The organism is Pseudomonas faucium, assembly GCF_021602585.1.
Classification (GTDB): Bacteria; Pseudomonadota; Gammaproteobacteria; order Pseudomonadales; family Pseudomonadaceae; genus Aquipseudomonas; species Aquipseudomonas faucium.
The window spans coordinates 39479-65814 of sequence record NZ_BQIP01000014.1 but is presented as its reverse complement, the minus strand read 5'-3'; the positions used below and the strand labels follow the sequence as shown (position 1 = coordinate 65814).

Here is a 26336-nt window from a genome sequence, read left to right as displayed (position 1 = left end):
CTTCGCCCCTTGAAAGTGGAGTATCAACATGCACTACACGCAACCTACCCGGCTTCAGGCAGTCGTCCTCGACTGGGCTGGCACCGTCGTTGATTTCGGCTCGTTCGCGCCTACCCAGATCTTCGTCGAAGCCTTCGCCGAGTTCGGTGTCGAGGTGTCCCTGGAAGAAGCCCGCGGCCCGATGGGCATGGGCAAGTGGGACCATATCCGCACCCTGTGCGACCTGCCGCAGATTGCCGAGCGCTACCGCGCCGCCTTCGGCCGCACGCCCACCGACCTTGACGTGACCGCGATCTACGAGCGCTTCATGCCGCTGCAGATCGAAAAGATCGCCCTGCATTCGGCGCTGATCCCAGGCGCCCTAGAGGCCATCGAAGCCCTGCGCGGCAAGGGCCTGAAAATCGGCTCGTGCTCCGGCTACCCGGCCGTCGTCATGCAAAAGGTGGTGGCCCTGGCACGCGAGAACGGCTATGTGGCCGACCATGTGGTAGCCACCGACGAAGTGCCCAATGGCCGCCCCTACCCGGCCCAGGCCCTGGCCAACGTGATCGCGCTGCAGGTCGATGATGTGGCCGCCTGCGTGAAGGTCGACGATACCTGGCCGGGCATCCTCGAAGGGCGCAAGGCGGGCATGTGGACCGTGGCGCTGACCTGCTCGGGCAATGCGCTGGGCCTGACCTACGAGCAGTACAAGGCGCTGCCTGCGGCAGCGCTCGAAAACGCCCGTTCGCGCATTGGCCAGGCCTTCGAAGGCTCGCGCCCGCATTACCTGATCGACACGATCGCCGAGCTGCCGGCGGTGATCGAGGCCATCAACCAGCGCCTGGCACGCGGCGAGATGCCCCAGGGCTGCTAGCACGCAGGGTCGGCCCGCCCTCGCGATGGGGCGGGCCGATGGCGAGTGGCGGGCCCGATGCTCTATGCTGGCCCGCATTTGTTCACGCCTTCTGGAGCTGCCCTGCATGTACCAGTACCACAAGTGGCTGCGCTCGTTTCACGCGGTGGCCAGCACCGGCAGCTTCACCCAGGCCTCACAGCTGCTGAACATCGGCCAGCCGACCATCAGCGAGCAGGTCAGCGCCCTGGAGAAAACCTTCTCCGTCGAGCTGTTCCACCGCCGCGGGCGCTTCATCGAACTCACCGCCGCAGGCGACAAGCTCCACGACATCACCCAGGGCCTGTTCGGCCAGGAAGACGAAGCGATCCAGCTGCTGCGCAGCTTCCGCCAGCGCAAGCACGGCATGCTGCGCATCGGCGCGGTGTCCCCGCCCATTGCCATGAGCCTCACCTACGCACTCATGCAGCGTTACCCCGACATCGACGTGGAAACCTCCTTCAGCAGCGAAACCGGCACCCTGGAGCGGCTGTACAACTTCGATATCGACCTGGCGATCCTGGCGCTGTCGGAGTTCGACCCACGGCTCACTACCCAGCTGTACCGCACCTGCCCCATCCTCGCGGTGGTGCGCGACGACCACCCCTGGGCCAGCCAGGCGCAGGTGAGCGTGGCCGATATTGTCGGCCAGCCGGTGGTGTTGCGCGAGCAAGGTTCGCGCACGCGGCAGCTGGTGGAGGAAGGGTGCGCGGCCCATGGCATCAAGCTCAACTGCAAGATGCAGCTCAACAGCCGCGAGGCCATCGTGCATGCGGTGGTGCAGGGCATTGGCGTGGGGTTTGTGTCGGCAGTGGAATATGCCGACCGCCCGGGCACCAAGGCGATCGACTTCGTCGAACAGCCTTTTCATATCAGCTACTACCTGTGCTGCCTGGAGACCCGGCGCAAGCGGGCGATGATTGCTGAAATATACGAGCAATGCGAACAGGCGATGCGCTAGGGCCAGCGTCCCTGGCCAGTGGTTTTGACAAACCTCGGGGCAGCCAGCCAGACTCGCCGGTTCAATCAAGGAGCGCACCATCAAAGCCCTGTCAATCGTCCGCCCCAGCGGCAGCCGGATCGCTGCTGGCGAGAAAACCCTCGAGGTACGCCGCTGGCCTGCTGACCTCGCCCCCTCTGAAGACTTGCTGATCGTGGAAAACGGCCGCTTCCTGCATGCCGAAGGCGATGAAGATGCCGACGGTATCGCCGTGGCCATCGTCCGCGTGAAGGCAGTGCGGCCATTCGTGCTCGCGGACATGCAGGCGGCCTGCGCCAGCTACTTCGAAGAAGGCTGGCTGGCCTGGGAGTTGGCTGACGTGAGGCCCATCGAAAGCGCCATGCCCGTGCGTGCTGCCCGTGGCATCTATGAGGTGGATTTCGCCCACAATGTTTGATCGGTACCTGAAACGGTGGGGCCTGAGCCGCGACGGCGAGGCCTTCGCCTCGCTCAATGGCAACCTGCTGCCCGTTCGCCAGGGCGATGTAGCCGCCATGTTGAAAGTCTCGCAATCGCCAGAAGAGTTGGCAGGCAATCAGCTCATGGCCTGGTGGCAAGGCGACGGCGCAGCGCCCGTGCTGGCGCTTGATGGTGGAGCGTTGCTGATGGAACGCGCGCAAGGCTCGGCATCGCTTGCGCAGTGGGTCGAGGGTGGCCGCGATGATGAGGCCACGCGCACCCTGTGCGCGGTAGCCGCCCGCCTTCACCGCCCTCGCGCCAGGCCGCTGCCGGCGTTGGTGCCGCTCGAACGCTGGTTCGAAGCGCTTTGGCATGGCGCCGCAACCCACGGCGGCATCCTGCAACACAGCGCCCGGGCAGCAACCGAGCTGCTGGCGGCGCCGCGCGACGTGGTGGCGCTGCACGGTGATATCCATCACGCCAATGTGCTCGATTTCGGCCCCCGCGGCTGGCTCGCCATCGACCCCAAGGGCCTGCATGGCGAGCGCGGCTTCGACTACGCCAATATCCTCTGCAACCCGGATGATGCCAGTGCCCTTGCGCCGGGGCGCTTTGCGCGGCGCGTAGCGCTTATCGCCGAAGCCGCCGCAATCGATCGGCCACGGCTGCTGCAATGGGTGCTTGCCTGGGCGGGGCTCTCGGCAGCCTGGATGCTCGAAGAGGGTGATGAAACCGGTTGCAGGCTCGAGATTGCGAAACTGGCCGCGGCGGCGCTGGCTAACGCGCACTAGCCTGGGCCCCAGGGCCTGTTCAGTCGAGGGCAGCAGCCTCCTGCAAGGACATGGCGCAGGTTTCAGGGGCGTAAAGCCACGACACAACCAGCCCGATCAGGGTGATGGCGGCGGCCACATACAGGGTGTTGGCTACGCCGATCCCCGACAGTGACGCCGGCACCAGGTAGGTACCGGCAGCGGCGCCGATCCTGGAAAAGGACGTGCCGATGCCAACCGCGACGGCGCGCATCTCGGTTGGGAAGATCTCGTTTGGATACACAAGCGTGAGTACCTGGGCACCCCCGACCCGCAAGATGCTCGCCTTGAGCGAAGAAGCGATGGCCGTCTTCACCAAGGGCGAGGTTGGCGGAACCGTTCGTTTCGGCATTCCGGATGATTATGCAAGCGCCTTCCTGCCCCCGGTGCTCAGAAGCTTTACGCACCGCTTCCCCAATGTTCGCCTGAAGATTCGCAACGACATCAGCCAGAACCTGTTCACAGCCTTGGAAAGTGGTGATCTCGATCTTGCCCTGGTGACCCAGAAAAGCGCCGATGGCAACGGCGAGGTGTTGCGATGCGATCAGCTGCAGTGGGTTGCGGCATCCTCATTCAAACTGGACGACAGCGCCCCCATCCCCCTCGCGCTCTACCCCCACGGCTGCGGATACCGCCGGCATATCCTCGCGTCCCTCAGCAGCCATCAGCGCGATTATGAAGTGGCGTTCGAATGTACCGGGGTGACGGGCGTGAGGCTTGCAGTCGACAGCGGGTTGGCGATCGCAGCCACCTCCACGGCGCTTATCCAGCCGAACTGGAAAATCCTCGACGCGGCCAGCGGCTTGCCGTCGCTGGGCAACGTCATGATCGAGTTGCGGCGAAGCCCGGGTGAATCGTCGATGGCGGCAGAGTTTTTTGCGCAGTCACTTCGCCAGTGTGTAACCGCCTGATGATGGGCTGACGCCCCCTTTTCGCTGGCCAACCACGGCGCTTTGGCGTTGCTGAAGCTGCCTGAAAACGACCTGCACCTAGGCATGTCCGTCATCATCCTGCCGCTCGGGCGGATGACGGACCTTTTGCTTGATCCGGGCTGAAAATGAGTGCTAATTTTTTTTCATTGAGCAACCAATGAAAAAAAGGAAAGCGGTCATGCCCAAGGTCGGAATGCAGGAAATCCGCAAGAAACAGCTGGTCGAAGCGACGCTCAGCCTGATCGGCGAGCAAGGCCTGGCGGGCACCAGCATGGCCCAGGTCAGCGCGCGCTCGGGCATGTCGAACGGGATTGTGCACCACTACTTTTCCGACAAGAACGCCCTGCTCAAAGCCACGTTGCGTGAACTGAACAAGCGCATCAACGCAGAGATCTTCAACCACCTGCGCGCCGCGCAGACACCTGACGAACGTGTCCAGGCATTCGTGCTGGGCAACGTCAGTGCACTGAACCTCACCCGCGAAAACGTCGCCGCCTGGCTGGCCTTCTGGGCGCAGGTTCCCCAGCACGCCCAGTTCCAGCGGATTCAAGACATCGTGGCGCGGCGAAGCCATTCGCTGTTGTTCCATGCCCTGGCAAAGACGATGGACGCCCAGGCGGCGCGCACAAAGGCGCGGATGATCGCGGTATTCATCGACGGCATCTGGCTGCGCGCAGCCATCGACCCAACGCAGGAGGCCCTCAGGGAATCTCGACAACTGGCTTATGAGTTTCTCAACAACTTACTTGGCTACAACCTCAAGGTGCAGTAATGACTCGCGACGAATACAAGAACAATGATGCGGTTGGCCTCAAACAACTGATTGACGCAGGCGAGGTCAGCGCCTTGCAGTTGGTGGAACTGGCGATCAGGGAAATCGAAGTGCAGGACTCGCAACTTGGAGCGCTGGTGTCGGTCGATGTCGACGGCGCCCGACAATCTGCGGCGCAGCGCAAGTCAGGCCCGTTGGCAGGGCTGCCGGTGTTGATCAAGGACACCAATATCGACGTGTGCGGCTTGCCTACGCGCCATGGCTCGCGCCTGTACAAGGACGCCCCTGCAGCAACGGCCGACAGTGAGTTCGTGAGGCGCTTGCGCCAGGCCGGTGCGGTCATCCTGGGTAAAACCAAGACGCCCGAATTTGCCGGCGACTTCGTCACCGAGCCCGAATATTTCGGCCCTTGCCGCAACCCCAGAAACCCACGCTACGCATCCGGCGGCTCCAGCGGTGGCTCGGCCTGCGCGGTGGCGGCCGGCATGGTGCCGGTTGCCCATGGCACCGATTGTGGCGGGTCGATCCGGGTGCCGGCAGCGGTATGCGGGGTGGTGGGGTTGAAGCCTACCCGCGGGCGCAACCCTGTCGGCCCGCACGTTGGCGAGTTTGTCGGTGGCCTGGATTGCGAGCACGTGCTTACCCGAACGGTTCGCGACACCGCGCTGATGCTCGATGTACTGGCGGGCTACGAAGCCGGCGCCCCTTATGCCGCGCCGCCAGGCCCTGGCTCCTGGCTCGCCAGCCTGCAGGCCAAGTCCGCCCCGCTGAAGATCGCCTTCAGCTGCAGCAGGCCCGACGGCAGCGATATCGACGACGCCATTCGCGGGTCGGTGCTGGCCGTGGTCGATTTCCTCGGCGCTGACGGGCATCGCCTGCAGGACTTCAAGTGGCCCGATATCACCGGCGCCGGGGATGCGGCGGCGGTGTTCTGGCAGCTGGAGATCGAGGCGCTGATGACCCAGCGCTCGCTCGACCTTGGCCGCCCGCTGCAGGAAGACGATGTCGAATGGGTCACCTATGCCATGTACCAGGCATCGAAAGCGCGCTCGGCGCTGGATGTGTACCACGCAAGGCAAGTGCAGAACCGGCTGTCGCGGCACATGGCGGCGCTGTTCAAGGACATCGACGTACTGGTCACCCCGACCGTGGCCCTCGCCCCACCCCTGATCGGTGGCTTTACCGCGGCGAAAGCGCAGGAACTGCAAGTCTGGTACGACAACGCCTATGCCTTCTCGCCCTTCACCGAACTGTTCAACCTCACCGGGCAACCCGCAATCAGCGTGCCCATTGGCGTGATGGGTGACGGGCTGCCAATCGGTTTGCAACTGGTCGGCAAGTTTGGCGACGAGGAAACCATTCTAAGACTGGCGAGCGAAATCGAACGCAGTTTCAGCGCGAAATATTAAATAGATAAAGTTGCAGTGAACACCGTGTATCCCGAGTGGCTCACGCGTTGATTGCGTGGCCCGCTCGCCTGTTCGTCGATCAGCAGCACAGTTGTACCCGCCCGTCTGCGACGCCCATATAAAACGGATTCCCTACCCTGACAGTGAAGTTCAACGTCTGCGGGCTTTTGCATCGTCTCTCTCCACTCAATACATGTACTAAACAATAACTACAGGTACTGTAACCATGTCAACGAAAGCACCTGGCTCGCCCGCTGGACGGTTTAACTTCGAAGTGCGTTCCATCGATCATGTTCCCCATTCGGAACGCCATGGCAAAGCCTGGCACCTGTGGCCGATCTGGTTTTGCGGAGGCGCGCAGCTCACCACGCTGGCTGTCGGGATCATCGGCATCGCGATGGGCGCCAACCTGATCTGGTCGGCCATTGCAATCGTGCTGGGTTGCGCGTTCGGCACGCTGTTCATGGCCGGCCATTCCACCCAGGGGCCGCAGATGGGGTTGCCGCAACTCATCCAGTCGCGCCCACAGTTCGGCTATATCGGCGCCTTGCTGGTGTATCTGGTGGCGATCGTCACCTACATCGGCTACAACGCGTTCAACCAGCTACTGGTCGGCCAGACCTTGCACGAACTCACCGGAGTTTCCGCGCAAGGGTCGGCCATGGCCTTCTCGCTGCTGGCCATTTTCATGGCCATCGTGGGGTACAACTCCTTCCACAAGGTTCAGCGAGGCCTGGCTTTCGTCATGGTGGCAATGATGGCGGTGCTGACCATTGGCCTGGCCGTGTGGCTGAAGCTGCCCGAGCGCCAGCTGGCCTTGCAGGACTTCAACCTGAATGCGTTTCTCGCGCAGTTTTTCGTTGCCGCCGCCTACCAACTCAGCTGGGCAATCTACGTGTCCGATTATTCGCGCTACTTGCCGGCCGAAGTCAGTGTGCGTGCGTCGTTCTGGTGGACCTACCTCGGTGCCATGATCGGCGGCGTCTGGATGATGTTGATCGGCGCGGCCGCAGCGGCTTTGAGCCCCGGGCAAAACCTGGCAGCGGGCTTGATCATGGTCGGCGACATGGTGTTTGCCGGCTTCGGCAAGACCCTCGTGGTGGTGTCCGTGCTGATCCTGATCACCAGCGCCGCGCAGAACTTCTACGGCGCCTCCATCACATTGCTCAGCATCATCGACACGCTCAAGACGCAAACCTCGACCTTGTTCAAACGCATCATGGCAATGCTGGTGGTGGGCAGCGCGGCCATGCTGCTGGCGTTGCTGGCAAATGACAACTTCGTGAAGGAGTTCGGTGATTTCCTGGCGATATTGCTCTACCTGTTCACGCCGTGGACCGCCATCAACCTGGTGGACTTCTACGCCGTCAGGCACGGGCGCTACTCGATCACGGAAATCTTCAACCCCAATGGCATCTATGGCCGCTGGAACTGGAGGGGCATCGGCGCCTACCTGGTTGGCTTCATCGCCATGCTGCCGTTCTCCAACACGGGCCTGTACACCGGTTACATCGCCGAGCAACTGGGCGGTGCAGACATCAGCATGCCAATAGGCCTGGCGGTTTCGGCCCTGGTCTATCTGGGGCTATGCCGTACCCAGAACATCGAGTCGGAACTGACCGCGCTCGGCACGGCAGATTTGCGCCTGGACAACGGCACGGCCGGTTGATTGACCGGCCAGCGGCGGTGCCGGGTCAATGCCAGGCATCCTCCAGCACCTGCCCCACCACCGCCCGCATCGCCCCACGCAAGTCGAAACCTTGCGTGCGGGCCTGCTCGAATGCCGCCAGCTGACGCTCGGCACTGGTGCCCTCGGCGATGATCCGCGCCGCGTGCGTGAACGAGCGCTCGGCATCCACGCAGGCCGCAGGCAGCAATGCCTCGAGCTGCGCCAGCCAACCTGCGGCAGTCACCGGTTGCTCCTGGTGAACCCCAATGAAGGTGCCTTGGCGCCCGTAGCGGCAGGCCCGCCAGTAGTTCTCCTGGGTGACCCAGCGCAGCTCACGGGTCATCGACCGCGAACCCGCGTGGGGCTGCAGTTCATGCTCGACCAAGTGGCGGAACAAGCCCGCAATCGCCAGCCCATCCTCCAGCCGCGGGCAGGCATCGCAGATGCGCAATTCGACCGTCGGGTAGCGCCGCGACGGGCGCAGCGCCCACCAGAAATCCCCCTTGGCATCCAGCGCTGCGGTGCGTTGCAGCAGCGCCCGGTAGCGCAGGTAGGCGTTCCAGTCCGGCAGCGCTTCGGGCAGTCCCATGTACGGCCATTCGCCACAGATCACCCGGCGATAGCTGCGGTAGCCGGTAACCTCGCCACTCCACAACGGCGACGAGGTGCTGAGCAGCAGAAACAACGGCAGCCAGTACAGCACGCGATTGATCAACTGCATGCGGTCGCACCCGGCAGGCACGCCGACATGCACGTGCAACCCCGACAGCAGGCTGCGCCGGGCCACGGCCTGGTAGTCGTCGAAGAGCTGGCGGTAATGCCCGCTACTGCGGGGTTGCTGGCGTCGCCACTGGGCGCTGGGGTGGCTGGCGGCGCCATACAGGCCCAGCCCGTGCTCGGCCAGCGCGCGGTTCAGGCGCTGGCGGTGCTCGCCGAAGAAGCTGCGGGCCTGGTGCAGGTTGCCGAGCACCGGGGATACCAGCTCGATCTGGCTGCAGAACATCTCTTCGGCAAAATGCCCGCCCAGGGCCTCCCTGCAGCAACGGGCCACGGCCTTCGATGGCCTGGCCTGCACCTGGCCGCTGGCAAGGTCGACCAGCAGGTATTCCTCCTCGATGCCGAACGTGCAGGTCGCAGGCATGGCCCGATTAGCCATTGCGGGTGAGGGTCAAGGCGACAGCGGCAATGCGCTCGACCTGCTCGTAGCCAGGCTCTAGCAACTGCTCGCCGAACACGTCGGGGTCCACTTCGCGGTAGGCCCAGCTGAAGGCCGACCCGTGCAGGCGCTGCTGCACCGCCTCATGCAGGGCATCGCGGCCGTCGACCATGGCGACGCCGCTGTACAGCAGCAACGTGCCGCCCCGCGCCAGGCGCTGGCACGCCTGTTCGACGATACGCAACGACAGCTCGGCGCCCAGGGCGCCGCCGCCATGGCGGTAGGTGCGTTTGCCGGCATCGAGCATGTACGGCGGGTTGGCCACGATCAGGTCGAAGCTGCCGGTGATGCCGGCCAGCAGGTCGCTGGGCTCCACCGACACAGTGGCGATGCCGGCCAGCGCCGCATTGATGGCGGTATAGCGCAGCGCCAGGGGGTTGATGTCCAGCGCACTGACCTGCGCATGGGGCGCGGCGCGGGCGATCAGCAGCGCACCGATGCCGCTGCCGCAGCCGATGTCCACGGCATGCTGCACCGGCGTCGTACGGTGCTGCAGGTGGTTGCCGATAACCTGGGCGAAGCGGTAGCTGTCGGGGCCGAAGAACACCGCGTCGCTGCTGTCGGTAGGCCAGGCCGAATGCACCAGCAGCAGGTCATCGAGGCTCGACCAGCGCACCGTGCTGCGCAGCAGGCCACCCTGCTCTTTCAGCACGCCGGCCGCGGTCAGTTGCCGCAGTTCGTCAGCGCTGAGCAACGCCGGTGAGAAGGGCCGGCTCCAGCCGAACACGCCGCGCAGGTCATGGGCCTGGTGCAGCTCGGGCCGGGCATTGACCCGCGCCTGCGTGGCCGGTGTCGGGCAGATGAAGCGATAGCCATCGGCGCGCAGGCGCCGCCCCAGTTGCAACAGCGCGTGGTCGGCCTGGGCCTGCTGCTGGTCGAGCAACATCAGTGCGGCCCTCCGTGGGCGAGGCCCGTGGCGCGGATGAAATCGCGGGTGGCGCGCAGGCCCTCGGGCTCGGCATGGCGGCCGGCCGACATCTGCTCGATCATGCGTTCGACGCCAGGCAGGCCCTGCGAGGTGTCGTGCTCGGGCTCCAGCGCCAGTTCCTTTTCCCACTGCCCGGGCGCCACGCGCCGGTAGGTCACGCCAGGCCAGTCGTTGGCGATCCAGTCGTACCAGAGCTGTTTTTCATAGGCATTGAACACGCCGAACATGGCGGCCACCGGGCCGTCGATCAGGGTCCAGAAACGGCTGTGCTGCGGGTCTTCACCGCGGCGCACCCAGCGCTGCGCCTCTAGTGCGCGCAAAAAACCCGGCATCCCGGCAGGCTCGGCAAGCCACTGGTTGATGGTGCGGCCTTGCAGCAGGCAGTGGTCGCCGTGCATGCACTGGCCGAACACCCGTTTGCGCTCCAGTGCGGCCACCAGTTGCGCTTGCAGGTCGAAGCTGGCAATCAGCGACGGTGTATCGATGCCCATTTCGTTGAGGCGATAGCCCTGCCGAACCCGCGCATAGAAGGCCTGCGCATCGTCGACAGGCATCAGCAGGCGCAGCGCGTCCAGCGCGCGGCGGGCATGGCCGCTGGCGGCATTGTCGATGGTCACATGCAGGCGGAAGTAATGAGCGTCGATGCCAAGTTCGGCCAGCTCATGGGTGGTAATCAGCAGGTGCAGCGGCGGTTGTTCGTAGCCCAGGTTGTAGCCGATCACCTCCGGCAAAAAGGCCTCGCCGTGCTCGCCGAGTGCCAGTTGCAAAGCGCCCTGCAGGTACCTGGCGGGCTCCAGCGGCATGGCCTGGGTGCAGCCGAGGCGGCCCAGCAGCCGCTGGTAGATCAGCACATGGTTGCAGCGGGGGTCGCCGTCGCCGAGTTCTTCGAGGAAGGTGCGGATCAACCCGTGCCAACGGGGGTCGCGCCAGTGACGCAAGGTGGCGTGCAGCCAGGCGCCATCGACCAGCTTGGTCGGCGCGACCTGTTGCACGAACCACAAGGCCTGGGCGCGAGTGGCGAAGTAGCGCCGGGGGGCGCCATCGGCGCGCTGGCGAAGATAAGCCGCGTGCTCGCCGGCCACCTTGGCTGCATGGGCGCTGGCCCACTGGGCAAGCGCCGCGGGCGTATCGGGCAGGTCGTCGGCCAGCGCCTCGGTACGGCGCAACTGCCAGGCAAGCCACTCACGGCCCCCTGGGTAGGGGCCTTGCAGCATGGCCTGGTAACGCGTTTGCGGGTCATCGACTGCCAATTGCGCCAATTGGCGAGTGCCTGCAGGGCTCATCACCGTCATACCGGGTGCCTCCACCGTGACTACAAACTGTGATTTCGCCAATCGGCAGGGATTCGATCGGGATAGCCAACGGGGGGACCAACGGTGGGTGTAGAAAAATTAAACCTTTGCCCGCCAGCGCCGCTCAACCGAATGCGACATCGAAGTCGCGTCCCTTTGAGGAGTGAAAGATGAGCAAGCCATTTTTCAAGATCGCCGGCGTTACCTTGTTGATGAGCATGGCCTCCTTCCACGTGATGGCCGCCAGCTCCAATGACTTCGTCGATGCCGCCACCGAGGCCGGGATCGCCGAGGTGGTGACCGGCAACCTGGCCATGGAGAAGTCCCAGGATGCCGAAATCAAGACATTCGCCCAGCAGATGGTCACCGACCACACCAAGGCCAACCAGAAGCTCGGTGACATCGCCCGCTCCCTGGACATCAGCGTGCCCGATGACGCGGCGCTGACCGACAAGGTCAAGAAGATGATCCTCGAATGGCGCGACGAGTCCTTCGACAAGTCCTATGTCAACAACCAGGTCGATGCCCACGAAAAAGCGGTGGAGCTGTTCACGAAGGAAGCGGCGTCTTCCGACAAGGCTGAACTCAAGGCCTTCGCCAGCGACGCCTTGCCGACCCTGCAGCACCATCTGGAGCAGGCCAAGGCCCTGCAGGCCAAGCACGGCAAGTAAACGCGTGCAGCCCGATCGCCGGCAAGCCGGCTCCCACACAGGGCGATGCTGCTTCTCCTGTGGGAGCCGGCTTGCCGGCGATTTGGCCGCGCAGCGGCCCCTCGGACAGAGAAACGCATGAACCTGATGTATGGTTACCGGATCGGCGCGCCGTCTACGTTGCCCCAAGCGCGCCCAGCTGATCATTAGGGAAATCACCATGCTGCGTATCTTCGAACGATGGCTCGACCCATTTCCGCCCGACGAAGCCCCACCGCCCCCGGCGGGCCTGGTGCGGTTCATGTGGGCCTGCACCCGCGGTGCACGCGGCTACATCCTGGCGCTGGCGCTGTTCAGTGCCGGTGTGTCGATGTACGAAGCCTGGCTGTTCTCCTTCCTCGGCCAGGTGGTCGACCTGCTCTCCACCTGGCAGTCGGGCGGCGCGGTAGGCGCTGAGGAAATGCGCGTGCTGTGGGGCATCGGCCTGGTGCTGCTGGCGAGTATCGTGCTGGTGGCATTGCGCACCCTCATGCAACACCAGGTGCTGGCGATCAACCTGCCACTGCGCCTGCGCTGGGACTTCCACCGCCTGATGCTGCGGCAAAGCCTGTCGTTCTTCTCCGACGAATTCTCCGGGCGGGTCACCACCAAGGTGATGCAGACCGCGCTGGCGGTGCGCGAGGTGCTGTTCACGCTGATCGAGATCGTGCCTGGCATCGGCGTGTACTTCATCGCCATCATCGCCCTGGCCGGTGGCTTTGCCCTGAAACTGATGCTGCCGTTCATAGCCTGGCTCGCCCTGTTCGGGCTGGCCATGCTGTACTTCGTGCCGCGCCTGGGCCGGGTCGGCCAGGAGCAGGCCCACGCCCGCTCCTCGATGACCGGCCGGGTCTCCGATGCCTACACCAACATCACCACCGTCAAGCTGTTCTCCCACTCCAAGCGCGAGGCGCATTTCGCCCGGGCGGCGATGGAAGACTTCAAGCAGACCGGCTTTCGCCAGATGCGCCTGGTCAGCCAGTTCGAAATCGTCAACCAGGCGCTGGTGGTCGGCCTGATCCTGGGCGCCGGCGGCTACGCCTTGTGGCTGTGGCACCAGGGCCAGGTCGGCACCGGCGCGGTGGCGGCGATCACCGCCATGGCCCTGCGCATCAATGGCATGTCGCACTGGATCATGTGGCAGATGACCTCGCTGTTCGAGAACATCGGCACGGTGCAGGACGGCATGGCCACCCTCACCCGCGGCCCCAAGGTGCAGGACGCGCCGGATGCCGGGGTGCTGGTGACTGCAGGCGGTGCGGTGACTTTCGACAACGTCAGCTTCAACTACAACGGCGAGCGCCAAGTGCTCGATGGCCTGAGCCTGCACATTCGCCCGGGTGAAAAGGTCGGCCTGGTGGGCCGTTCCGGTGCCGGCAAGTCCACCCTGATCAACCTGCTGCTGCGCTTCTACGACGTCGACAGCGGCACCATCAGCATCGACGGCCAGAACGTCGCCAAGGTGACCCAGGACAGCCTGCGCAGCGCCATCGGCATGGTCACCCAGGACACCTCGCTGCTGCACCGCTCGATCCGCGACAACATCGCCTACGGCCGCCCGGATGCCACCGATGCGCAAGTCCGCAGGGCCGCGTTCAATGCCCAGGCCGATGGCTTCATCCAGCAGCTCAGCGACCGCCAGGGCCACAGTGGCTACGACACCCTGGTCGGCGAGCGCGGCATCAAGCTGTCCGGCGGCCAGCGCCAGCGCATCGCCATTCCCCGGGTGATGCTCAAGAACGCGCCGATCCTGCTGCTGGACGAAGCTACCAGCGCGCTGGACTCGGAAGTGGAAGTGGCGATCCAGGAAAGCCTGGATGAAATGATGCAAGGCAAGACCGTGATCGCCATCGCCCACCGGCTGTCCACCATCGCGGCCATGGACCGGCTGATCGTGATGGACGAAGGGCGCATCATCGAGCAAGGCACGCACAGCGAGCTGCTGGCCCGAAATGGCACCTACGCGCGGCTCTGGCAGCACCAGAGCGGAGGCTTTCTGGGCGAGGACCAGGGGCTGGCCGAGGCGGTGGAGTGAGCGCTCGGCCACCGCAGGGGCAAAAGCCGACTACAGTAGCTGCAAAGCTGCGCGGGGGCAGAGCCAAGTGACGATCGATCCGCAATCCGTGCCAAACAGCACAGCCACGGCGCAGAACCTGCTGTTGCAGGCCTGCGCCCAAGGCAACCGCCTGGCATTCGAGACCCTGTACCACGCCACTTCTGCCCGCCTGTTCGGCATCTGCCTGCACTATTTGGGCAACCGCGCCGAGGCCGAGGAAGTGCTGCAGGAGGTGTACACCAATGCCTGGCTCAAGGCGGCCACGTTCAACCCGCAACTGGCCAGCGCCGTAACCTGGCTGGCCAGCATGGCCCGCCACAAGGCCATTGACCGGCGCCGTGTGCTGCACCCTTGCGAAACGCTCGATGCCGTGCACGAATGGCCGCAACAGGAAAGCGTCAGTGAAACCGTCGAGCGCGAGCGCCAGGGCAGCCAGCTGGACCGCTGCCTGGAGACGCTGGACGCCGACCAGCAACGCTACATCCGCGTGGCCTTCTTCGAAGGCTATTCGTACGCAGAACTGGCCCAGCGCCATGGCATCCCGCTGGGGACCATGAAAAGCTGGATTCGCCGCGGCTTGCTTCGACTTCGGGTGTGCCTGGGCCTATGAGCGACAACCAACAGCCGGATGACAATGACCCCGACCTGCTGATCGCCGAGTACGTGCTGGGCGTGCTGCCCCGCGAGCAACACCTGCAGCTGCAGGCCCGCGCCGCGCAGGACCCACGCCTGCAGGCCAGCATCGCCGCCTGGCAGCGGCACTTCGACAGCTGGCAGGCACAGATCGCCCCGGTCCAGGCCCCGCAGGGCACATGGCGCGCCATCGAGCGCCAATTGTTCCCCGCCGGCACCGCCAGCAAACCCCGCGGCGGCTGGAACGACATCCGCCTCTGGCGCTGGACCGCAGCGGCACTGTGCGCCGCCCTGCTGGTGGCCTCCCTGGCGCTGCTGCAAGCGCCTTCTGCACCGCCTTCGGCACCCGCCCTGCTCGCCCGGCTGCAACAGAACGACGGCAATACCCTGTTCGCCGCCACGGTACTGGCCGAGGGCCGCACCGTGCTGTTCGTGCCGACCCGCAGCCACGACTGGCAAGGCAAGAGTGCCCAGGCCTGGTTGATCGGCGCCGATGGCAAGCCGCATTCCCTGGGCCTGCTGCCAACCGATGATGCCGTCAGCCTCGACGTGCCGCCCGGGCTGGATGGCGCGCTCATCGACGGCGCCGTGCTGGCCGTGTCGCTGGAGCCGCCCAACGGCTCGCCCACCGGGCTGCCGACAGGACCGGTCGTCGCCCAGGGCAAGATATCGTCGCTGTGATGCATCCGTTTCGGCGCCTGACTCGTACATTGCACACCTTCATTCGAAGGCACGAACGATCGAGGAGTCGCATCATGCTTACCTTTGTTCAACGCATTGCCGCAACGTGCCTCGCAGCCCTCTGCCTTGCCGCATCACCGAGCTTTGCCGGCGATACCGTGATGGTCGGCGGGGCCGCCATGTACCCCAACAAGACCATCGTCGAGAACGCCGTCAACTCCAAGGACCACACCACCCTGGTGGCCGCCGTGAAGGCCGCGGGCCTGGTCGACACCCTCAACGGCAAAGGCCCGTTCACGGTCTTTGCGCCCACCAACGAAGCCTTCGCCAAACTGCCGGCAGGGGCGCTCGACAACCTGGTGAAACCGGAACACAAGGCCGACCTCACCAAGGTGCTGACCTATCACGTGGTGGCCGGTACCCACACCTCCAAGCAGTTGATGGCCGATGCCAAGATGCACGGTGGCAAGGCGATGCTCAAAACCGTCCAGGGCGAGCCGCTGACCGTCATGCTGCATGACGGCAAGCTGTGGGTGGTGGATGCCAATGGCGGCAAGGCCGCGATCACCATTGCCGACGTGATGCAGGCCAACGGCGTGATCCACGTGATCGACACGGTATTGATGCCCAAATAGAGCCCGGGCAGCTGGCGGGCACTGGCTGCCGTGTCCGTCAGGCCCCTGTCATGAAAAGACAGGCACCTGTCACCCGATGTGAAGCGCCCCGCTGCACCCGCGCCCTACAGTCTGTTCCAGCGTGATCCAACGCTCACAACAACAATGCAGACTGGAGAACACACCCATGGCCAAAGCCGTGCGCTTCTACGAAACCGGTGCCCCCGAAGTCCTTCGCTACGAAGATGTCGAGGTGGGTGAACCTGGCCCAGGCGAGGTCCTGCTTCGCCACGAGGCCGTGGGCCTGAACTACGCCGACACCTATTTTCGCAATGGCACCTACCCGATCCCCATGCCCAACGGCATCGGCGTCGAGGCGGCTGGCGTGGTGGTGGCCCTGGGCGCGGGCGTGAGCAACGTCGCAGTCGGTGACCGCGTCACCTACACAGGCTTCATCAACACCCTCGGCGCCTACAGCACCGAGCGCATCATCCCGGCCGCACCGCTGATCAAGCTGCCAGCCAACATCAGCTGCCAAACCGCCGCGGCCATGACCATGCGCGGCCTCACATCGTCCTACCTGCTGCGCCGCATCTACGCCTTCAAGCCGGGTGACAGCGTGCTGCTGCATGCCGCCGCCGGCGGTGTCGGGCTTATCGTGTCGCAGTGGGCCAAGCTGCTCGGCCTGAACGTGATCGGCACCGTGTCCACCGAGGCCAAGGCCGAGCTTGCCCGTGCCCATGGCTGCAGCCACATCATCAACTACAGCCGCGAGGACGTGGCCAGCCGCGTGCGCGAAATCACCGACGGCGTGGGCGTGAACGTGGTGTTCGACAGCGTCGGGCGCACCACCTTCATGGGCTCGCTCGACTCGCTCAAGCGCCGTGGCCTGATGGTTTGCGTGGGCACCGCCTCCGGCACCATCGAGCCGTTCGACCCGCAGATCCTGGCGATGAAGGGCTCGCTGATGCTGACCCGCCCGGCCCTGGCCGACTACATCGCCGACCCGGCCGAGAAAGCCGCCCTGGCCGGCGAGCTGTTCGACCATGTGGCCAGCGGGCGGATCAAGATCGAGATCAACCAGCAGTACGAACTCAAGGACGCCGTGCAAGCCCACCGCGACCTGGAGGCACGCAAGACCACCGGTTCATCGATCTTCTGCATCTAAGGGCGGGCCACATCATGCAAGTCGAACAACTGACCTGCACCATCGGTGCCGAGCTGGTGGGCCTGAACCTGGCCGACGCGATCCACGACGACGGCCTGTTCGCCGAGGTTCGCCAGCAGTTGCTCAAGCACCGCGTGCTGTTTCTGCGCAACCAGGACATCAGCCACGCCGAGCACGTGGCGTTCGCCCGGCGCTTCGGCGAGCTGGAGGACCACCCGGTGGTCGGCAGCCACCCCGAGCACCCGGGCCTGGTGCAGATCCACAAGTCGCCAGAAACGCCGGTAGACCGCTACGAGAACGCCTGGCACACCGACACCACCTGGCGCGAGAACCCCTCCATGGGCGCGGTGCTGCGCTGCCTCGAATGCCCGCCGGTGGGCGGCGACACCGTGTGGGCGAACATGGTGGTGGCCTACGAGCGCCTGCCGGCGGACGTCAAGGCCAAGATCGAAGGGCTGCGCGCGCGGCACAGCATCGAGGCCAGCTTTGGCGCCGCCATGCCCATCGACAAGCGCCTGGCGCTCAAGGCGCGCTACCCGGATGCCGAGCACCCGGTGGTGCGCACCCACCCGGAAACCGGCGAGAAGGTGCTGTTCGTCAACAGTTTCGCCACCCACTTCAGCAACTACCACACGCCTGAGCGGGTTCGCTTCGGGCAGGACTTCAACCCAGGGGCGTCCGAGCTGCTGCGTTACCTGATCAGCCAGGCGACGATCCCCGAGTATCAGGTGCGCTGGCGCTGGAAGCCCAACAGCATTGCCATCTGGGACAACCGCAGCACCCAGCATTACGCGGTCATGGACTACCCGCCCTGCCACCGCAAGATGAACCGCGCCGGTATCATTGGTGACAAGCCCTATTGATGGGGCTTGCCGTGAGGGTTGTGGCGAGCCCTATGGGCTAGCCGTGAGAGTTGTGGCGAGCATGAGATCGAGCGCCGCCCGCGCGGCGCATCGCGGATAAATCCGCTCCTACATTTGTTGCAACGTGCCTATGCCTGATAGGCCATGGTTGCCAGCCTTGTTTGTACGACGCAATTTCTCGGCGGGCACCAAGAGCGGACAACCATGGCCTGACAGACCGTGGCACGTTGCAACAAATGTAGGAGCGGATTTATCCGCGATGCGCCGCGCGGGCGGCGCGCGATCTCAATCCCCGCAAAACTCTTGAGGCGGCCCCTACCCAGAGCTACTCGATTTCGAACAACCCATTGCTCAACGGCCCCACACTCAACCGCTCACGCACATCATCATCGATCCGCGGATCATCCGGCTGGTACAGCTTCACCTGCCGGTAGGCGTTGATGCGGTTGATCTCCTCGCCCAGGTACTCCCACACCACCCGGGTACAGGCCGGGTTGCGCCGGTCGCCGCTGGAAACCCCGGTCTTGAGGCCGTTCAAGCGGGTGATGCGGCTCTTGAAGCTAGGGATGAGGATGGTCTGGCTCATCTCGTTGAGGGTCAGCGACTCGTAGTCGATCAGGAACATCCGGTCCTGCAGCTGGAAGGCGGCGCCCAAGTAGCGGCAGCGCACCTCGGCGTGCTGGTCGGTGGCGCTGGAGCGCTCCTGGCGTTCCTGGCGCTCGAACAGGAAGCGGCCGCGTTCTTCCCGCAGGTGCACCAGCGACACCAGGATGGTGCCGGGTACCGACATGCAGTTGGAATACTCGAAGTAGTAGCCACAGTAGCGCGACAGGTTGCCGGCGTGTTCGTGCAACGGCCGGAACAAGTCGCTGATCGGGTCGCTGGGCTGGTCGTTCACGCTCGACACCCGTGCCCCGATCAAACGGGAGAACTGCTCGGGCGGCAGGTTCAGCTCGTAATCCTCGACGCCGAAGAAATCGCCGATGCGCTTGAGGTTGAAAGCCGTCGGGCGGCTCTGCCCGCTGAGGTACTTGTTGAACTGCGCGCGGTTGATCGACAGCTGCCGGCAAACTTCGGAAATAGAGCGGTAGTGGCTGCAGGCCAATTTCAGATTGGTAGCGAAATGGTCGCTCATGGGCAAAATCCTGGTGACGCGAATGGCGCCATTCTAGCATCAAGTCGCATCAAGTCAGAGCAACCCGCGAAATTGTAACCACTCTTGTCATGGCCAACCATGCGCCCCAACGAATAGCGGTGCGCCTGCCGTCCGCTGGTCTTTCCATGCGAAGAATAAGAATCGAGGTCATTTTCCAATGCTCGAAGCACTCAACGATTTCCTCTCGGGGAAACTCCTCATCGTGCTGATCGTCGGTCTCGGCGGTTACTTCACCATCCGCTCGCGGTTCGTTCAGTTCCGCCATTTCGGCCACATGTTCGCCGTGTTCAAAGAGTCGCTGCGTGGCCAGGCAGGCCAGCTGAGCTCCTTCCAGGCCCTGATGCTGAGCCTTGCCGGCCGCGTGGGTGCCGGTAACATCGCCGGTGTCGGCATTGCCGTGACCCTGGGTGGCCCGGGTGCGGTGTTCTGGATGTGGGTCACGGCCCTGGTCGGCATGGCCAGCAGCTTCTTCGAATGCACCCTGGCCCAGGTCTACAAGCGCGCCGATGGCGATGGCCTGTACCGCGGCGGCCCGGCGTACTACATCCAGCACGGCCTCAAGCGCAAGAACATGGCGATCGTGTTCTCGATCCTGCTGCTGGTCACCTACGGCTTCGCCTTCATCGGCCTGCAGTCGTACACCGTGACCCACTCGCTGCAAAACGCCTTCGACTTCGACCCAAGCCACACCGGCATCGTGCTGGCAGTGCTGCTGGCCATCACCTTCCTCGGCGGCATCAAGCGCATCGCCGCAGTGTCGGACCTGCTGGTGCCGGTCAAGACCCTGGCCTACATCGGCGTGACCCTGTACGTGATCGGCACCCAGATCGACCACGTGCCGGCCATGCTCGAAACCATCTTCAAGAGCGCCTTCGGCCTCGACCCAGCATTCGGCGGCCTGCTCGGCAGCGCCATCGTCATGGGCGTGAAGCGCGGCGTGTTCGCCAACGAAGCCGGCCTTGGCAGCGCGCCCAACGTCGCCGCCGTTGCCGCCGTGAAGCACCCGGGTGCCCAGGGCGTGGTGCAGGCCTTCAGCGTGTTCCTCGACACCTTCGTGATCTGCACCTGCACCGCGCTGCTGATTTTGCTGTCGGGCTTCTATACCCCAGGCTTCGAAGGCGACGGCATCGTCCTGACCCAGAACTCGCTGGCCGCCGTGGTCGGTGACTGGGGCCGCCTGTTCGTCAGCGTGGCGCTGTCGCTGTTCGTGTTCACCTGCATCCTCTACAACTACTACCTGGGCGAAAACAGCCTGCAGTTCCTCAGCCGCAACCGCGTGGTGCTGATGGTATTCCGCGGCCTGGTACTGGCGCTGGTGGTATGGGGCTCGATGCAGGACCTGTCGACCGTGTTCGCCTTCGCCGACATCACCATGACCTGCCTGGCGTTCGTCAACCTGATCGCCCTGGCCATGCTGTTCAAGGTCGGCCTGCGGGTGATGCGCGACTACGACGACCAGCGCAAGGCAGGCGTCGCCCAGCCCGTGTTCGACTCGGCCAAGTTCACCGACCTGGACCTGGACCGCAATGCCTGGCCTGCCAATGCACAGGTTGAACCTGCCGCAGCCAACACCACCGGCCAAGCCCAGCCGCAACGCTGATATCCTGCCTTGCCCAGCCGCCCCGTCCGCGGGCGGCTGCTTCTCTTTCGCTCACCGCTACGGATGCTTTCCATGCGTGCAGTCAAGAATCTTCTCGTCCTCTACACCGGGGGCACCATCGGCATGCTCGGAACCGCCGAGGGCCTGGCGCCCGCCGGTGGTTTCGATGCGCGCATGCGCGAGCACCTGGCCCAGCTGAGCGATGCACCGAAAGTGCCGTGGACGCTGCAGGAGCTGAACCCGCTGCTGGACAGCGCCAACATGCAGCAGCACAACTGGCTGGCCATGCGCGATGCCATCGTCGCGGCGGTGGATGCCGGCCATGACGGCGTGCTGGTGCTGCACGGCACCGACAGCCTGGCGCACAGCGCGGCGGCCCTGTCGTTCCTGTTGCTGGGCCTGCCGGTGCCGGTGCTGCTGACCGGCTCGATGCTGCCGGCCGGCGCGCCGGGCAGCGATGCCTGGGGCAACCTGTGCGGCGCCCTCTGGCAGTTCGAGGCAGGCCTGGAAGAGGGCGTGCAACTGTACTTCCACGGCCAGCTGCTGCATGGCTGCCGCGCCTCGAAACTGCGCAGCGAAGCGTTCGACGCCTTCGCCGCGCTGCCGCGCCACCGGGAAGGCGAGCGCGCGAGCCAAGTGCCAGAGACACTGGGTTATCGCCAGCAGCGCCAGCCGGTCAACCTGGCGGTGATGCCGGTGTACCCAGGCTTGCAGGCAGCGCACCTGCGCGGCGTGCTCGACACCGGCGTGCAAGGTTTGCTGCTGGAGTGTTATGGCAGCGGCACCGGCCCCTCGGATGACCAGGCCTTGCTCGAGGTGCTGCGCGCGGCGCGTCAGCGCGGGGTGATGCTGGTTGCCATCAGCCAGTGCCCGGAAGGGTCGGTGGTGTTCGATACCTATGCGGCAGGCAATCGGCTGCGCCAGGCAGGGTTGGTCAGCGGCGGCGGCATGACCCGTGAGGCGGCCTTGGCCAAGCTGTTTGCATTGCTGGGCGCGGGGCTGGATGTGGAAACCGCAGAGCAGTGGTTTGCCCTGGATTTGTGTGGCGAACGCGCCTGACTGAAATGGCGGAAGGCAGCGGGAGTCGAACCTGCCCGGGAACGGCTGCCGTCCCCAACCGGGTTTGAAGCCCGGCCGCGCCACCGGGCGCGATTGCCTTCCTTGTACTCAGTGCCTGGCCTGCTGCTGGGCCAGTGCGCTGTCGGCACGGATGTAACGCTGATCGGCAACCCTGCGGGTCAGGCCGATGCGGTCGAAGTACTCGAGAATCTGCACACTGCGCTTGCGACCAATGCCCAACATATCGCGAAACGCCGCCACCTGCACTATCGGCGTTGCACTGGCCTGGGCCAGCAACAGCTCTGCCATGCGCTGTAGCGTCGATTCAGGGTAGAACAGGTCGCGCACCACCTGGTGCACCAGGCCCAGCCGCGCCAGCTTGCGCAGCAACAGGCGCACATCGGCTTCGGCGCATTGCGCTTGCGCCGCCAACGTCCTGACCCAGGGCGGATCGTACTGCCCCTCCAGCAAGCTTGGCTGCAGGCGCGCCCACAAGGCGTTGTCGGCCTCGCTCAACTGCACCTTGTGATCGGGCAGGTGCAGCCATGGTCCGCTGCTGGCGATCAGCGCTTCGCCAAGTAACTCATCGAGCAAGCTGACGAACGCCGGGCGCTCCAGTGGCAAGGCGGCAAAGCGGCGCAAGCGGTCACGGTCGGGGCCGAGCTGGTCGGGCTCCTGCTCGTGGAAACGCGCCAGATGCTCAAGCACCTGGCGCTTGAGCGCCTGCCACTGGCTGTGGGCAAACAGCAACTGGCCCTGCCGCGTGGCCACCACCAACACGCCCTCGGGCAGCTGCCAGGTGTCGCGCAGGCGATTGAACTGGCGCTCCAGGCGCTGCGGGTCGAGCCCGCCCGGCACGTTGGCAAGCAGTGCCGGCAGGGCCTGCTCCAGCTCTTGTGCATCGCGCAGCACCTGCAACTGGCGCAGGCGTTCTTCGCTGCGGCGCTGGCGGCTCGGGGCAAAGGGGTCGAGCACCCTGCCGCCACCCAGCGTGCGCTGGGCACGCTGGTCGCGCAGCACCAGGCGGTCGCCGTGCACCGCCTGCAGCGGCGCGTTGAGCAGCAACTGGGCGAACATGCGCTGGCCGGCGGCCAGGGTTTCGCCTTCGAGCAACGCCACCCGGGCCGTCACATCCTGGGTGCCGAGGTGCACGTGCACGGCGCTGAAATGTTCGAAGGCGCGCAGCTCGCTTGGCAACAGGTGCAGGTCGATATCCACGCGCACGCTGGGCGCATGCAGCCATTCGGGCACCAGCCAGTCGCCACGGTGCACCTGCTCCACCGCCAGGCGTTCGGCGGCGATGTTCAGCGCCACCCGCTGGCCGGCCTCGGCGACCAAAGCGGCCTGGTTTTGCGCATGCAGGCCACGCACCCGCACCGCCTTGCCGGCCTTGCCCAACAGCAAGGTATCGCCGGCACTCACGCGCCCGGCCAGGGCCGTGCCGGTTACCACCACGCCGGCACCGGTCACTGCAAAGGCGCGGTCTACCGCCAGGCGCAAGCCGCCGCGCGCGCTGCGCTGGCGAACCCGTGCCTCAGCCTCCAGCAAGGCCTGGCGCAATGCCTCGATGCCCTCCCCCGTGACACTCGACAACGCAAACTGCCGCGCCCCTGCATAGGGGCCTGGCGCCAGCAGCTCGGCCACTTGCGCCTGCACCTCGGCCAGGCGCGCCGGCGCTACCCGGTCGCACTTGCTGATGGCCACCAGCGCCTGGGGAATGCCCAGCAACTCGATGATCGCCAGGTGCTCGCGGGTCTGCGGCATCACCCCATCGTCGGCCGCCACCACCAGCAGCACCAGGTCGATGCCATGGGCACCGGCGAGCATGTTGTGGATAAAACGCTCATGGCCCGGCACATCGATGAAACCGGTCAGCGGCGCGCCTTCGCTGAGCGCGGCATAGCGGTAGCCGAGGTCGATGGTCATGCCGCGCTCACGTTCTTCCTGGCGCTGGTCGCCGGCCTGGCCGGTCAGGGCCTTGAGCAGTGCGGTCTTGCCGTGGTCGATATGGCCCGCGGTACCCACGATCACTGCACCGGCCCCAGTTGCAGGGCCGGCAGTTGCGCCAGCCACTGGGCTTCGTCGTCGAGCTGGCGCAGGTCGAGCCACAAGGCGTCGTCATCGATGCGCCCGAGCACCGGCACCGGCAAGCCGCGCAAGGCCCGCTCCAGCACGTGCAGGCTGCGCCCGCGCAGTTTCTTCGACACCTGCGGGCGCAGGCACAACGCCGCGCTCGGCAGGCGCGCCACCGGCTGGCTGCCGCTGCCGATCATGCCCAGCGCAGGCTCCACGCTGACTTGCCAGGGTTCGCCAAGGTGGGCCGCGAGCTCGGGGGCCAGGCGCTCGGCCTGGGCCTGGATCTCGGCCTGGCTGCGGGTCAGCAGGCGCAGGCTGGGCAGGCGCTCGGCCAGGCGGTCGGGGTTGCGGTACAGCGCCAGCACCGCCTCGAGTGCGGCGAGGGTGATCTTGTCGACGCGCAGAGCGCGCTTGAGCGGGTTCTTCTTGATCTTGGCGATCAGGTCCTTGCGCCCGACGATGATCCCGGCTTGCGGGCCGCCTAGCAGTTTGTCGCCGCTGAAGGTAACGATGTCGGCGCCGTCGGCCAGGGCTTGGCGCACCGTTGGTTCGGCGGGCAGGCCCCAGCGGGTCAGGTCGAGCAGGCTGCCGCTGCCGAGGTCTTCGAGCAGTGGCAGCTCATGCTGGTGGGCGATGCGCGCAAGCTCGGCGGTCGCCACCTGGGTGGTGAAGCCCTGGATGCTGTAGTTGCTGCAATGCACGCGCATCAGCAAGCCGGTGCGCGGGTTGATGGCCGCTTCATAGTCGCGGGCGTGGGTGCGGTTGGTGGTGCCGATCTCGTGCAGCTTCACGCCGGCGCGGGCCATGATGTCGGGGATGCGAAACGCCCCGCCGATCTCGATCAGCTCGCCGCGGGAGATGATGCCTTCCTTGCGCGCGCCGAGGCTGTTGAGCGCCAGCAGCACGGCGGCGGCGTTGTTGTTGACCACGGTGACGGCTTCGGCGCCGGTGAGCTCGCGGATCAGGCCTTCGATCAGGTCGTCACGGTCGCCGCGCTTGCCGGTGGCCAGGTCGAATTCCAGGTTGAGCGGGTAGCGCGCGGCGGTCTGCATGGCTTCGACGGCTTCCTCGGGCAGCAGGGCGCGGCCGAGGTTGGTGTGCAGCACGGTGCCGGTGAGGTTGAACACCCGGCGTACCTGGCTGCGTTGCTGGATGGCCAGGCGCTCGCCGGTGCGGCCCAGGAGGACTTCGGCGGCCAGTTCGGCGGCGCTGAGCTGGCCGCTGCGGGCCGGGTCGCGCAGGTCGTCGAGCAGTTGGCGCAGGGTGGCGAGCACGGCGTCGCGGCCGTGGCGGTCGATCAGCGGGAGGCAGGCCGGGTGGCGCAGCAGGGTGTCGATGGAGGGCAGGCGTGGGGTTTCGCTGGCGGGGGTTTGAGGCATGCAGTACTACCTTGGGCGGGGCCGTTGTCTGTTCTGGCCCTATCGCCGGCAAGCCGGCTCCCACGGGGATAGCACTGACCCTGTGGGAGCCGGCTTGCCGGCGATAGAGGCGACTCGGTGTTGCAGTGTAGACACTCAGCCACCACCGGGCGCGAGCATCAGGTTCGGTGCCAGGCGGTGGAAGCCCTCCTCGTCCAGGCGGATATCCAGGGCAAGGCTGGCCAGGTCATCGGCCAGTGGTTCGGCGGCGGCGTCGTTCTCCAAGTAGTTCTGTTTCAGGTAACTGTTGCACGCCGGGCAGCACTCGGCCCGCAACGGCGCCTTGCCCGGCGCATGGCGATCGTCCTCGAGGCTGGTGTAGCGCAAATCCTTGCTCGACTCGCAATACACGCACTTCACCCGCACCACATGCCATTCGCAGGCACACAGCGAACAGGCCAGATAGCGCAGGCCATTGTGCTTGCCCCGGTTGCGCACCACCCCGGCCATCGCCGGCGAGCCGCAGGCCGGGCACTGGGCCAGGCTGCCGGCGGGCTTGAGTTCGGTGGCCGGCAGCGCCAGCAGCCAGCTCGACCAGGCCGCTTGCAAGGCGGCGCCAATGAACGGCACCAGCGCCGCCGGAACCGCGTCGTACTGGCCAGCCAGCAAGGCGATGCCCCAACCCTTGCGCTGGCTGTCGTCACTTGCGCGCAGCATTTTCAGGGCTTCGCCGAGCGGGCCGTCGGGCTCATCGTCGAAGTGCCCGAGCAATGCCTGCAACCAGGCCAGCCACGCGCCTTCACGCACCAGGCTGTCAGCAGCCAGCGGCGGCAGCCCATGACTTATGCACAGGCGCTGGCGCTCCTCGGCTACCGGCAAGGCGCCAGGCGGGTTATCCACAAGCTGCTGCTGAACGTGGCACAAGCGCGCGACCAGTTTCAGGTAGCGCACCAAGGCGTTGCCCTCGGCCAGGTGCGCCAGGCGCTCGGCGCGCAGGGTGAACAGGTTGGCGGGTGGCAGGTGCAGAAACGGCGGCATCACTGCCGACGCTTCGATCTGCCCGGGTTCGAGTATCGTGCTCAA

The 26336-nt window shown here is 65.5% G+C and carries 24 protein-coding genes, 1 tRNA gene and 1 pseudogene; 17 read left to right on the top strand and 9 right to left on the bottom strand.

All coding sequences use genetic code 11. The features are described from left to right. The first annotated feature begins 28 nt into the window (after positions 1 to 28). The 4 genes from phnX (at position 29) to L6D75_RS17175 (ending at position 3064) form a co-directional block, all read left to right on the top strand. Positions 29 to 856: a phosphonoacetaldehyde hydrolase gene (gene phnX, locus L6D75_RS17190; RefSeq protein WP_176517483.1), complete on the top strand. Its 828-nt coding sequence runs from the start codon at positions 29 to 31 to the stop codon at positions 854 to 856. 106 nt (positions 857 to 962) lie between these two features. Beyond that, the gene (locus L6D75_RS17185; RefSeq protein WP_176517484.1) at positions 963 to 1835 is read left to right on the top strand and encodes a LysR substrate-binding domain-containing protein; all 873 of its coding nucleotides are present in this window, start codon (positions 963 to 965) and stop codon (positions 1833 to 1835) included. 64 nt (positions 1836 to 1899) lie between these two features. Next, entirely contained in the window at positions 1900 to 2271 is a 372-nt protein-coding gene (locus tag L6D75_RS17180) for an ASCH domain-containing protein (protein WP_176517501.1), read from the top strand. Further along, the gene (locus L6D75_RS17175; protein WP_176517500.1) at positions 2264 to 3064 is read left to right on the top strand and encodes an aminoglycoside phosphotransferase family protein; all 801 of its coding nucleotides are present in this window, start codon (positions 2264 to 2266) and stop codon (positions 3062 to 3064) included. Before L6D75_RS17180 ends, L6D75_RS17175 begins: the two co-directional genes overlap by 8 nt. 19 nt (positions 3065 to 3083) lie before the next feature. On the opposite strand, the pseudogene L6D75_RS17170 reads toward L6D75_RS17175, so the two are convergent. Beyond that, positions 3084 to 3368: pseudogene (locus tag L6D75_RS17170) on the bottom strand (MFS transporter); the annotation flags it as partial. A 1-nt stretch (position 3369) separates the two neighbouring features. Between L6D75_RS17170 and L6D75_RS17165 the strand changes: the two are divergent. From L6D75_RS17165 to L6D75_RS17150, 4 genes are all read left to right on the top strand, one after another. Next, on the top strand, positions 3370 to 3993 hold the full coding sequence (locus L6D75_RS17165) for a LysR substrate-binding domain-containing protein (RefSeq protein WP_236193720.1): 624 nt from the start codon (positions 3370 to 3372) through the stop codon (positions 3991 to 3993). Positions 3994 to 4192: 199 nt separating this feature from the next. After that, complete coding sequence (gene betI, locus L6D75_RS17160) at positions 4193 to 4786, top strand: transcriptional regulator BetI (protein ID WP_176517487.1); 594 nt, start codon at positions 4193 to 4195, stop codon at positions 4784 to 4786. Next, a complete protein-coding gene (locus L6D75_RS17155) occupies positions 4786 to 6195 on the top strand; it encodes an amidase (RefSeq protein ID WP_176517488.1) in 1410 nt (469 codons plus the stop codon). Before betI ends, L6D75_RS17155 begins: the two co-directional genes overlap by 1 nt. A 274-nt stretch (positions 6196 to 6469) precedes the next feature. Beyond that, positions 6470 to 7864 carry a purine-cytosine permease family protein gene (locus tag L6D75_RS17150; protein ID WP_236193718.1) on the top strand — a complete coding sequence of 465 codons (1395 nt, stop codon included), beginning with the start codon at positions 6470 to 6472 and terminating at the stop codon, positions 7862 to 7864. A 25-nt stretch (positions 7865 to 7889) separates the two neighbouring features. On the opposite strand, the gene L6D75_RS17145 is transcribed toward L6D75_RS17150, so the two are convergent. The 3 genes from L6D75_RS17145 to L6D75_RS17135 are packed head-to-tail and all read right to left on the bottom strand — an operon-like array spanning position 7890 to position 11300. Beyond that, entirely contained in the window at positions 7890 to 9005 is a 1116-nt protein-coding gene (locus L6D75_RS17145) for a carboxylate-amine ligase (protein WP_176517490.1), read from the bottom strand. 7 nt (positions 9006 to 9012) lie between these two features. Next, positions 9013 to 9966, bottom strand: coding sequence for a methyltransferase (locus L6D75_RS17140; RefSeq protein ID WP_176517491.1), 954 nt, complete (start codon positions 9964 to 9966; stop codon positions 9013 to 9015). Beyond that, the gene (locus L6D75_RS17135) at positions 9966 to 11300 is read right to left on the bottom strand and encodes an iron-containing redox enzyme family protein (RefSeq protein WP_176517492.1); all 1335 of its coding nucleotides are present in this window, start codon (positions 11298 to 11300) and stop codon (positions 9966 to 9968) included. The genes L6D75_RS17140 and L6D75_RS17135 overlap by 1 nt, the downstream gene beginning before the upstream one ends. A 170-nt stretch (positions 11301 to 11470) precedes the next feature. On the opposite strand from L6D75_RS17135, the gene L6D75_RS17130 reads away from it, so the two are divergent. The 7 genes from L6D75_RS17130 to L6D75_RS17100 all read left to right on the top strand — a co-directional run bounded on the left by L6D75_RS17130 (position 11471) and on the right by L6D75_RS17100 (position 18004). Continuing rightward, positions 11471 to 11971 carry a DUF4142 domain-containing protein gene (locus L6D75_RS17130; RefSeq protein WP_176517493.1) on the top strand — a complete coding sequence of 167 codons (501 nt, stop codon included), beginning with the start codon at positions 11471 to 11473 and terminating at the stop codon, positions 11969 to 11971. 199 nt (positions 11972 to 12170) lie between these two features. After that, positions 12171 to 14024: an ABC transporter ATP-binding protein gene (locus tag L6D75_RS17125; RefSeq protein ID WP_176517494.1), complete on the top strand. Its 1854-nt coding sequence runs from the start codon at positions 12171 to 12173 to the stop codon at positions 14022 to 14024. An 88-nt stretch (positions 14025 to 14112) separates the two neighbouring features. After that, positions 14113 to 14655, top strand: coding sequence for a sigma-70 family RNA polymerase sigma factor (locus tag L6D75_RS17120; RefSeq protein WP_219824873.1), 543 nt, complete (start codon positions 14113 to 14115; stop codon positions 14653 to 14655). Continuing rightward, complete coding sequence (locus L6D75_RS17115) at positions 14652 to 15359, top strand: anti-sigma factor (RefSeq protein ID WP_176517496.1); 708 nt, start codon at positions 14652 to 14654, stop codon at positions 15357 to 15359. Before L6D75_RS17120 ends, L6D75_RS17115 begins: the two co-directional genes overlap by 4 nt. A 74-nt stretch (positions 15360 to 15433) precedes the next feature. Continuing rightward, a complete protein-coding gene (locus L6D75_RS17110; protein ID WP_176517497.1) occupies positions 15434 to 15994 on the top strand; it encodes a fasciclin domain-containing protein in 561 nt (186 codons plus the stop codon). 166 nt (positions 15995 to 16160) lie between these two features. Further along, positions 16161 to 17141, top strand: a complete 981-nt coding sequence (locus L6D75_RS17105; RefSeq protein WP_176517498.1) for a quinone oxidoreductase family protein — start codon at positions 16161 to 16163, stop codon at positions 17139 to 17141. A gap of 14 nt (positions 17142 to 17155) precedes the next feature. Beyond that, complete coding sequence (locus tag L6D75_RS17100) at positions 17156 to 18004, top strand: TauD/TfdA dioxygenase family protein (RefSeq protein ID WP_176517499.1); 849 nt, start codon at positions 17156 to 17158, stop codon at positions 18002 to 18004. 325 nt (positions 18005 to 18329) lie between these two features. Here L6D75_RS17100 and L6D75_RS17095 read toward each other — a convergent pair whose 3' ends face one another. Next, the gene (locus tag L6D75_RS17095) at positions 18330 to 19139 is read right to left on the bottom strand and encodes a helix-turn-helix domain-containing protein (RefSeq protein WP_176515279.1); all 810 of its coding nucleotides are present in this window, start codon (positions 19137 to 19139) and stop codon (positions 18330 to 18332) included. Between the two features lie 178 nt (positions 19140 to 19317). Here L6D75_RS17095 and L6D75_RS17090 point away from each other — a divergent pair, with 178 nt between their 5' ends. Both L6D75_RS17090 and L6D75_RS17085 read left to right on the top strand, forming a co-directional pair. Then, positions 19318 to 20760, top strand: a complete 1443-nt coding sequence (locus tag L6D75_RS17090; protein ID WP_176515277.1) for an alanine/glycine:cation symporter family protein — start codon at positions 19318 to 19320, stop codon at positions 20758 to 20760. 72 nt (positions 20761 to 20832) lie between these two features. Continuing rightward, positions 20833 to 21819: an asparaginase gene (locus L6D75_RS17085; protein WP_176515275.1), complete on the top strand. Its 987-nt coding sequence runs from the start codon at positions 20833 to 20835 to the stop codon at positions 21817 to 21819. Between the two features lie 6 nt (positions 21820 to 21825). On the opposite strand, the gene L6D75_RS17080 is transcribed toward L6D75_RS17085, so the two are convergent. The 4 genes from L6D75_RS17080 to fdhE form a co-directional block, all read right to left on the bottom strand. Continuing rightward, positions 21826 to 21921, bottom strand: a tRNA-Sec gene (locus tag L6D75_RS17080). A 6-nt stretch (positions 21922 to 21927) separates the two neighbouring features. Further along, positions 21928 to 23850 (bottom strand): selenocysteine-specific translation elongation factor, encoded by a 1923-nt coding sequence (gene selB, locus L6D75_RS17075; protein WP_176515273.1) that lies wholly within the window; start codon positions 23848 to 23850, stop codon positions 21928 to 21930. Further along, a complete protein-coding gene (gene selA / locus L6D75_RS17070; protein WP_176515271.1) occupies positions 23847 to 25274 on the bottom strand; it encodes an L-seryl-tRNA(Sec) selenium transferase in 1428 nt (475 codons plus the stop codon). The genes selB and selA overlap by 4 nt, the downstream gene beginning before the upstream one ends. A gap of 135 nt (positions 25275 to 25409) precedes the next feature. Further along, complete coding sequence (gene fdhE / locus L6D75_RS17065; RefSeq protein WP_176515270.1) at positions 25410 to 26336, bottom strand: formate dehydrogenase accessory protein FdhE; 927 nt, start codon at positions 26334 to 26336, stop codon at positions 25410 to 25412.

Bases quoted from the DNA above. Each gene is read 5' to 3' on its own strand.
- L6D75_RS17175 (WP_176517500.1), top strand. From the start codon at position 2,264: ATGTTTGATCGGTACCTGAAACGGTGGGGCCTGAGCCGCGACGGCGAG.
- L6D75_RS17090 (WP_176515277.1), top strand. From the start codon at position 19,318: ATGCTCGAAGCACTCAACGATTTCCTCTCGGGGAAACTCCTCATCGTG.
- L6D75_RS17140 (WP_176517491.1), bottom strand. From the start codon at position 9,966: ATGTTGCTCGACCAGCAGCAGGCCCAGGCCGACCACGCGCTGTTGCAA.
- L6D75_RS17135 (WP_176517492.1), bottom strand. From the start codon at position 11,300: ATGACGGTGATGAGCCCTGCAGGCACTCGCCAATTGGCGCAATTGGCA.
- L6D75_RS17155 (WP_176517488.1), top strand. From the start codon at position 4,786: ATGACTCGCGACGAATACAAGAACAATGATGCGGTTGGCCTCAAACAA.
- L6D75_RS17100 (WP_176517499.1), top strand. From the start codon at position 17,156: ATGCAAGTCGAACAACTGACCTGCACCATCGGTGCCGAGCTGGTGGGC.
- L6D75_RS17130 (WP_176517493.1), top strand. From the start codon at position 11,471: ATGAGCAAGCCATTTTTCAAGATCGCCGGCGTTACCTTGTTGATGAGC.
- phnX (WP_176517483.1), top strand. From the start codon at position 29: ATGCACTACACGCAACCTACCCGGCTTCAGGCAGTCGTCCTCGACTGG.
- L6D75_RS17115 (WP_176517496.1), top strand. From the start codon at position 14,652: ATGAGCGACAACCAACAGCCGGATGACAATGACCCCGACCTGCTGATC.
- L6D75_RS17145 (WP_176517490.1), bottom strand. From the start codon at position 9,005: ATGCCTGCGACCTGCACGTTCGGCATCGAGGAGGAATACCTGCTGGTC.
- L6D75_RS17185 (WP_176517484.1), top strand. From the start codon at position 963: ATGTACCAGTACCACAAGTGGCTGCGCTCGTTTCACGCGGTGGCCAGC.
- selA (WP_176515271.1), bottom strand. From the start codon at position 25,274: ATGCCTCAAACCCCCGCCAGCGAAACCCCACGCCTGCCCTCCATCGAC.
- L6D75_RS17125 (WP_176517494.1), top strand. From the start codon at position 12,171: ATGCTGCGTATCTTCGAACGATGGCTCGACCCATTTCCGCCCGACGAA.
- L6D75_RS17085 (WP_176515275.1), top strand. From the start codon at position 20,833: ATGCGTGCAGTCAAGAATCTTCTCGTCCTCTACACCGGGGGCACCATC.
- L6D75_RS17105 (WP_176517498.1), top strand. From the start codon at position 16,161: ATGGCCAAAGCCGTGCGCTTCTACGAAACCGGTGCCCCCGAAGTCCTT.
- L6D75_RS17110 (WP_176517497.1), top strand. From the start codon at position 15,434: ATGCTTACCTTTGTTCAACGCATTGCCGCAACGTGCCTCGCAGCCCTC.
- betI (WP_176517487.1), top strand. From the start codon at position 4,193: ATGCCCAAGGTCGGAATGCAGGAAATCCGCAAGAAACAGCTGGTCGAA.
- L6D75_RS17095 (WP_176515279.1), bottom strand. From the start codon at position 19,139: ATGAGCGACCATTTCGCTACCAATCTGAAATTGGCCTGCAGCCACTAC.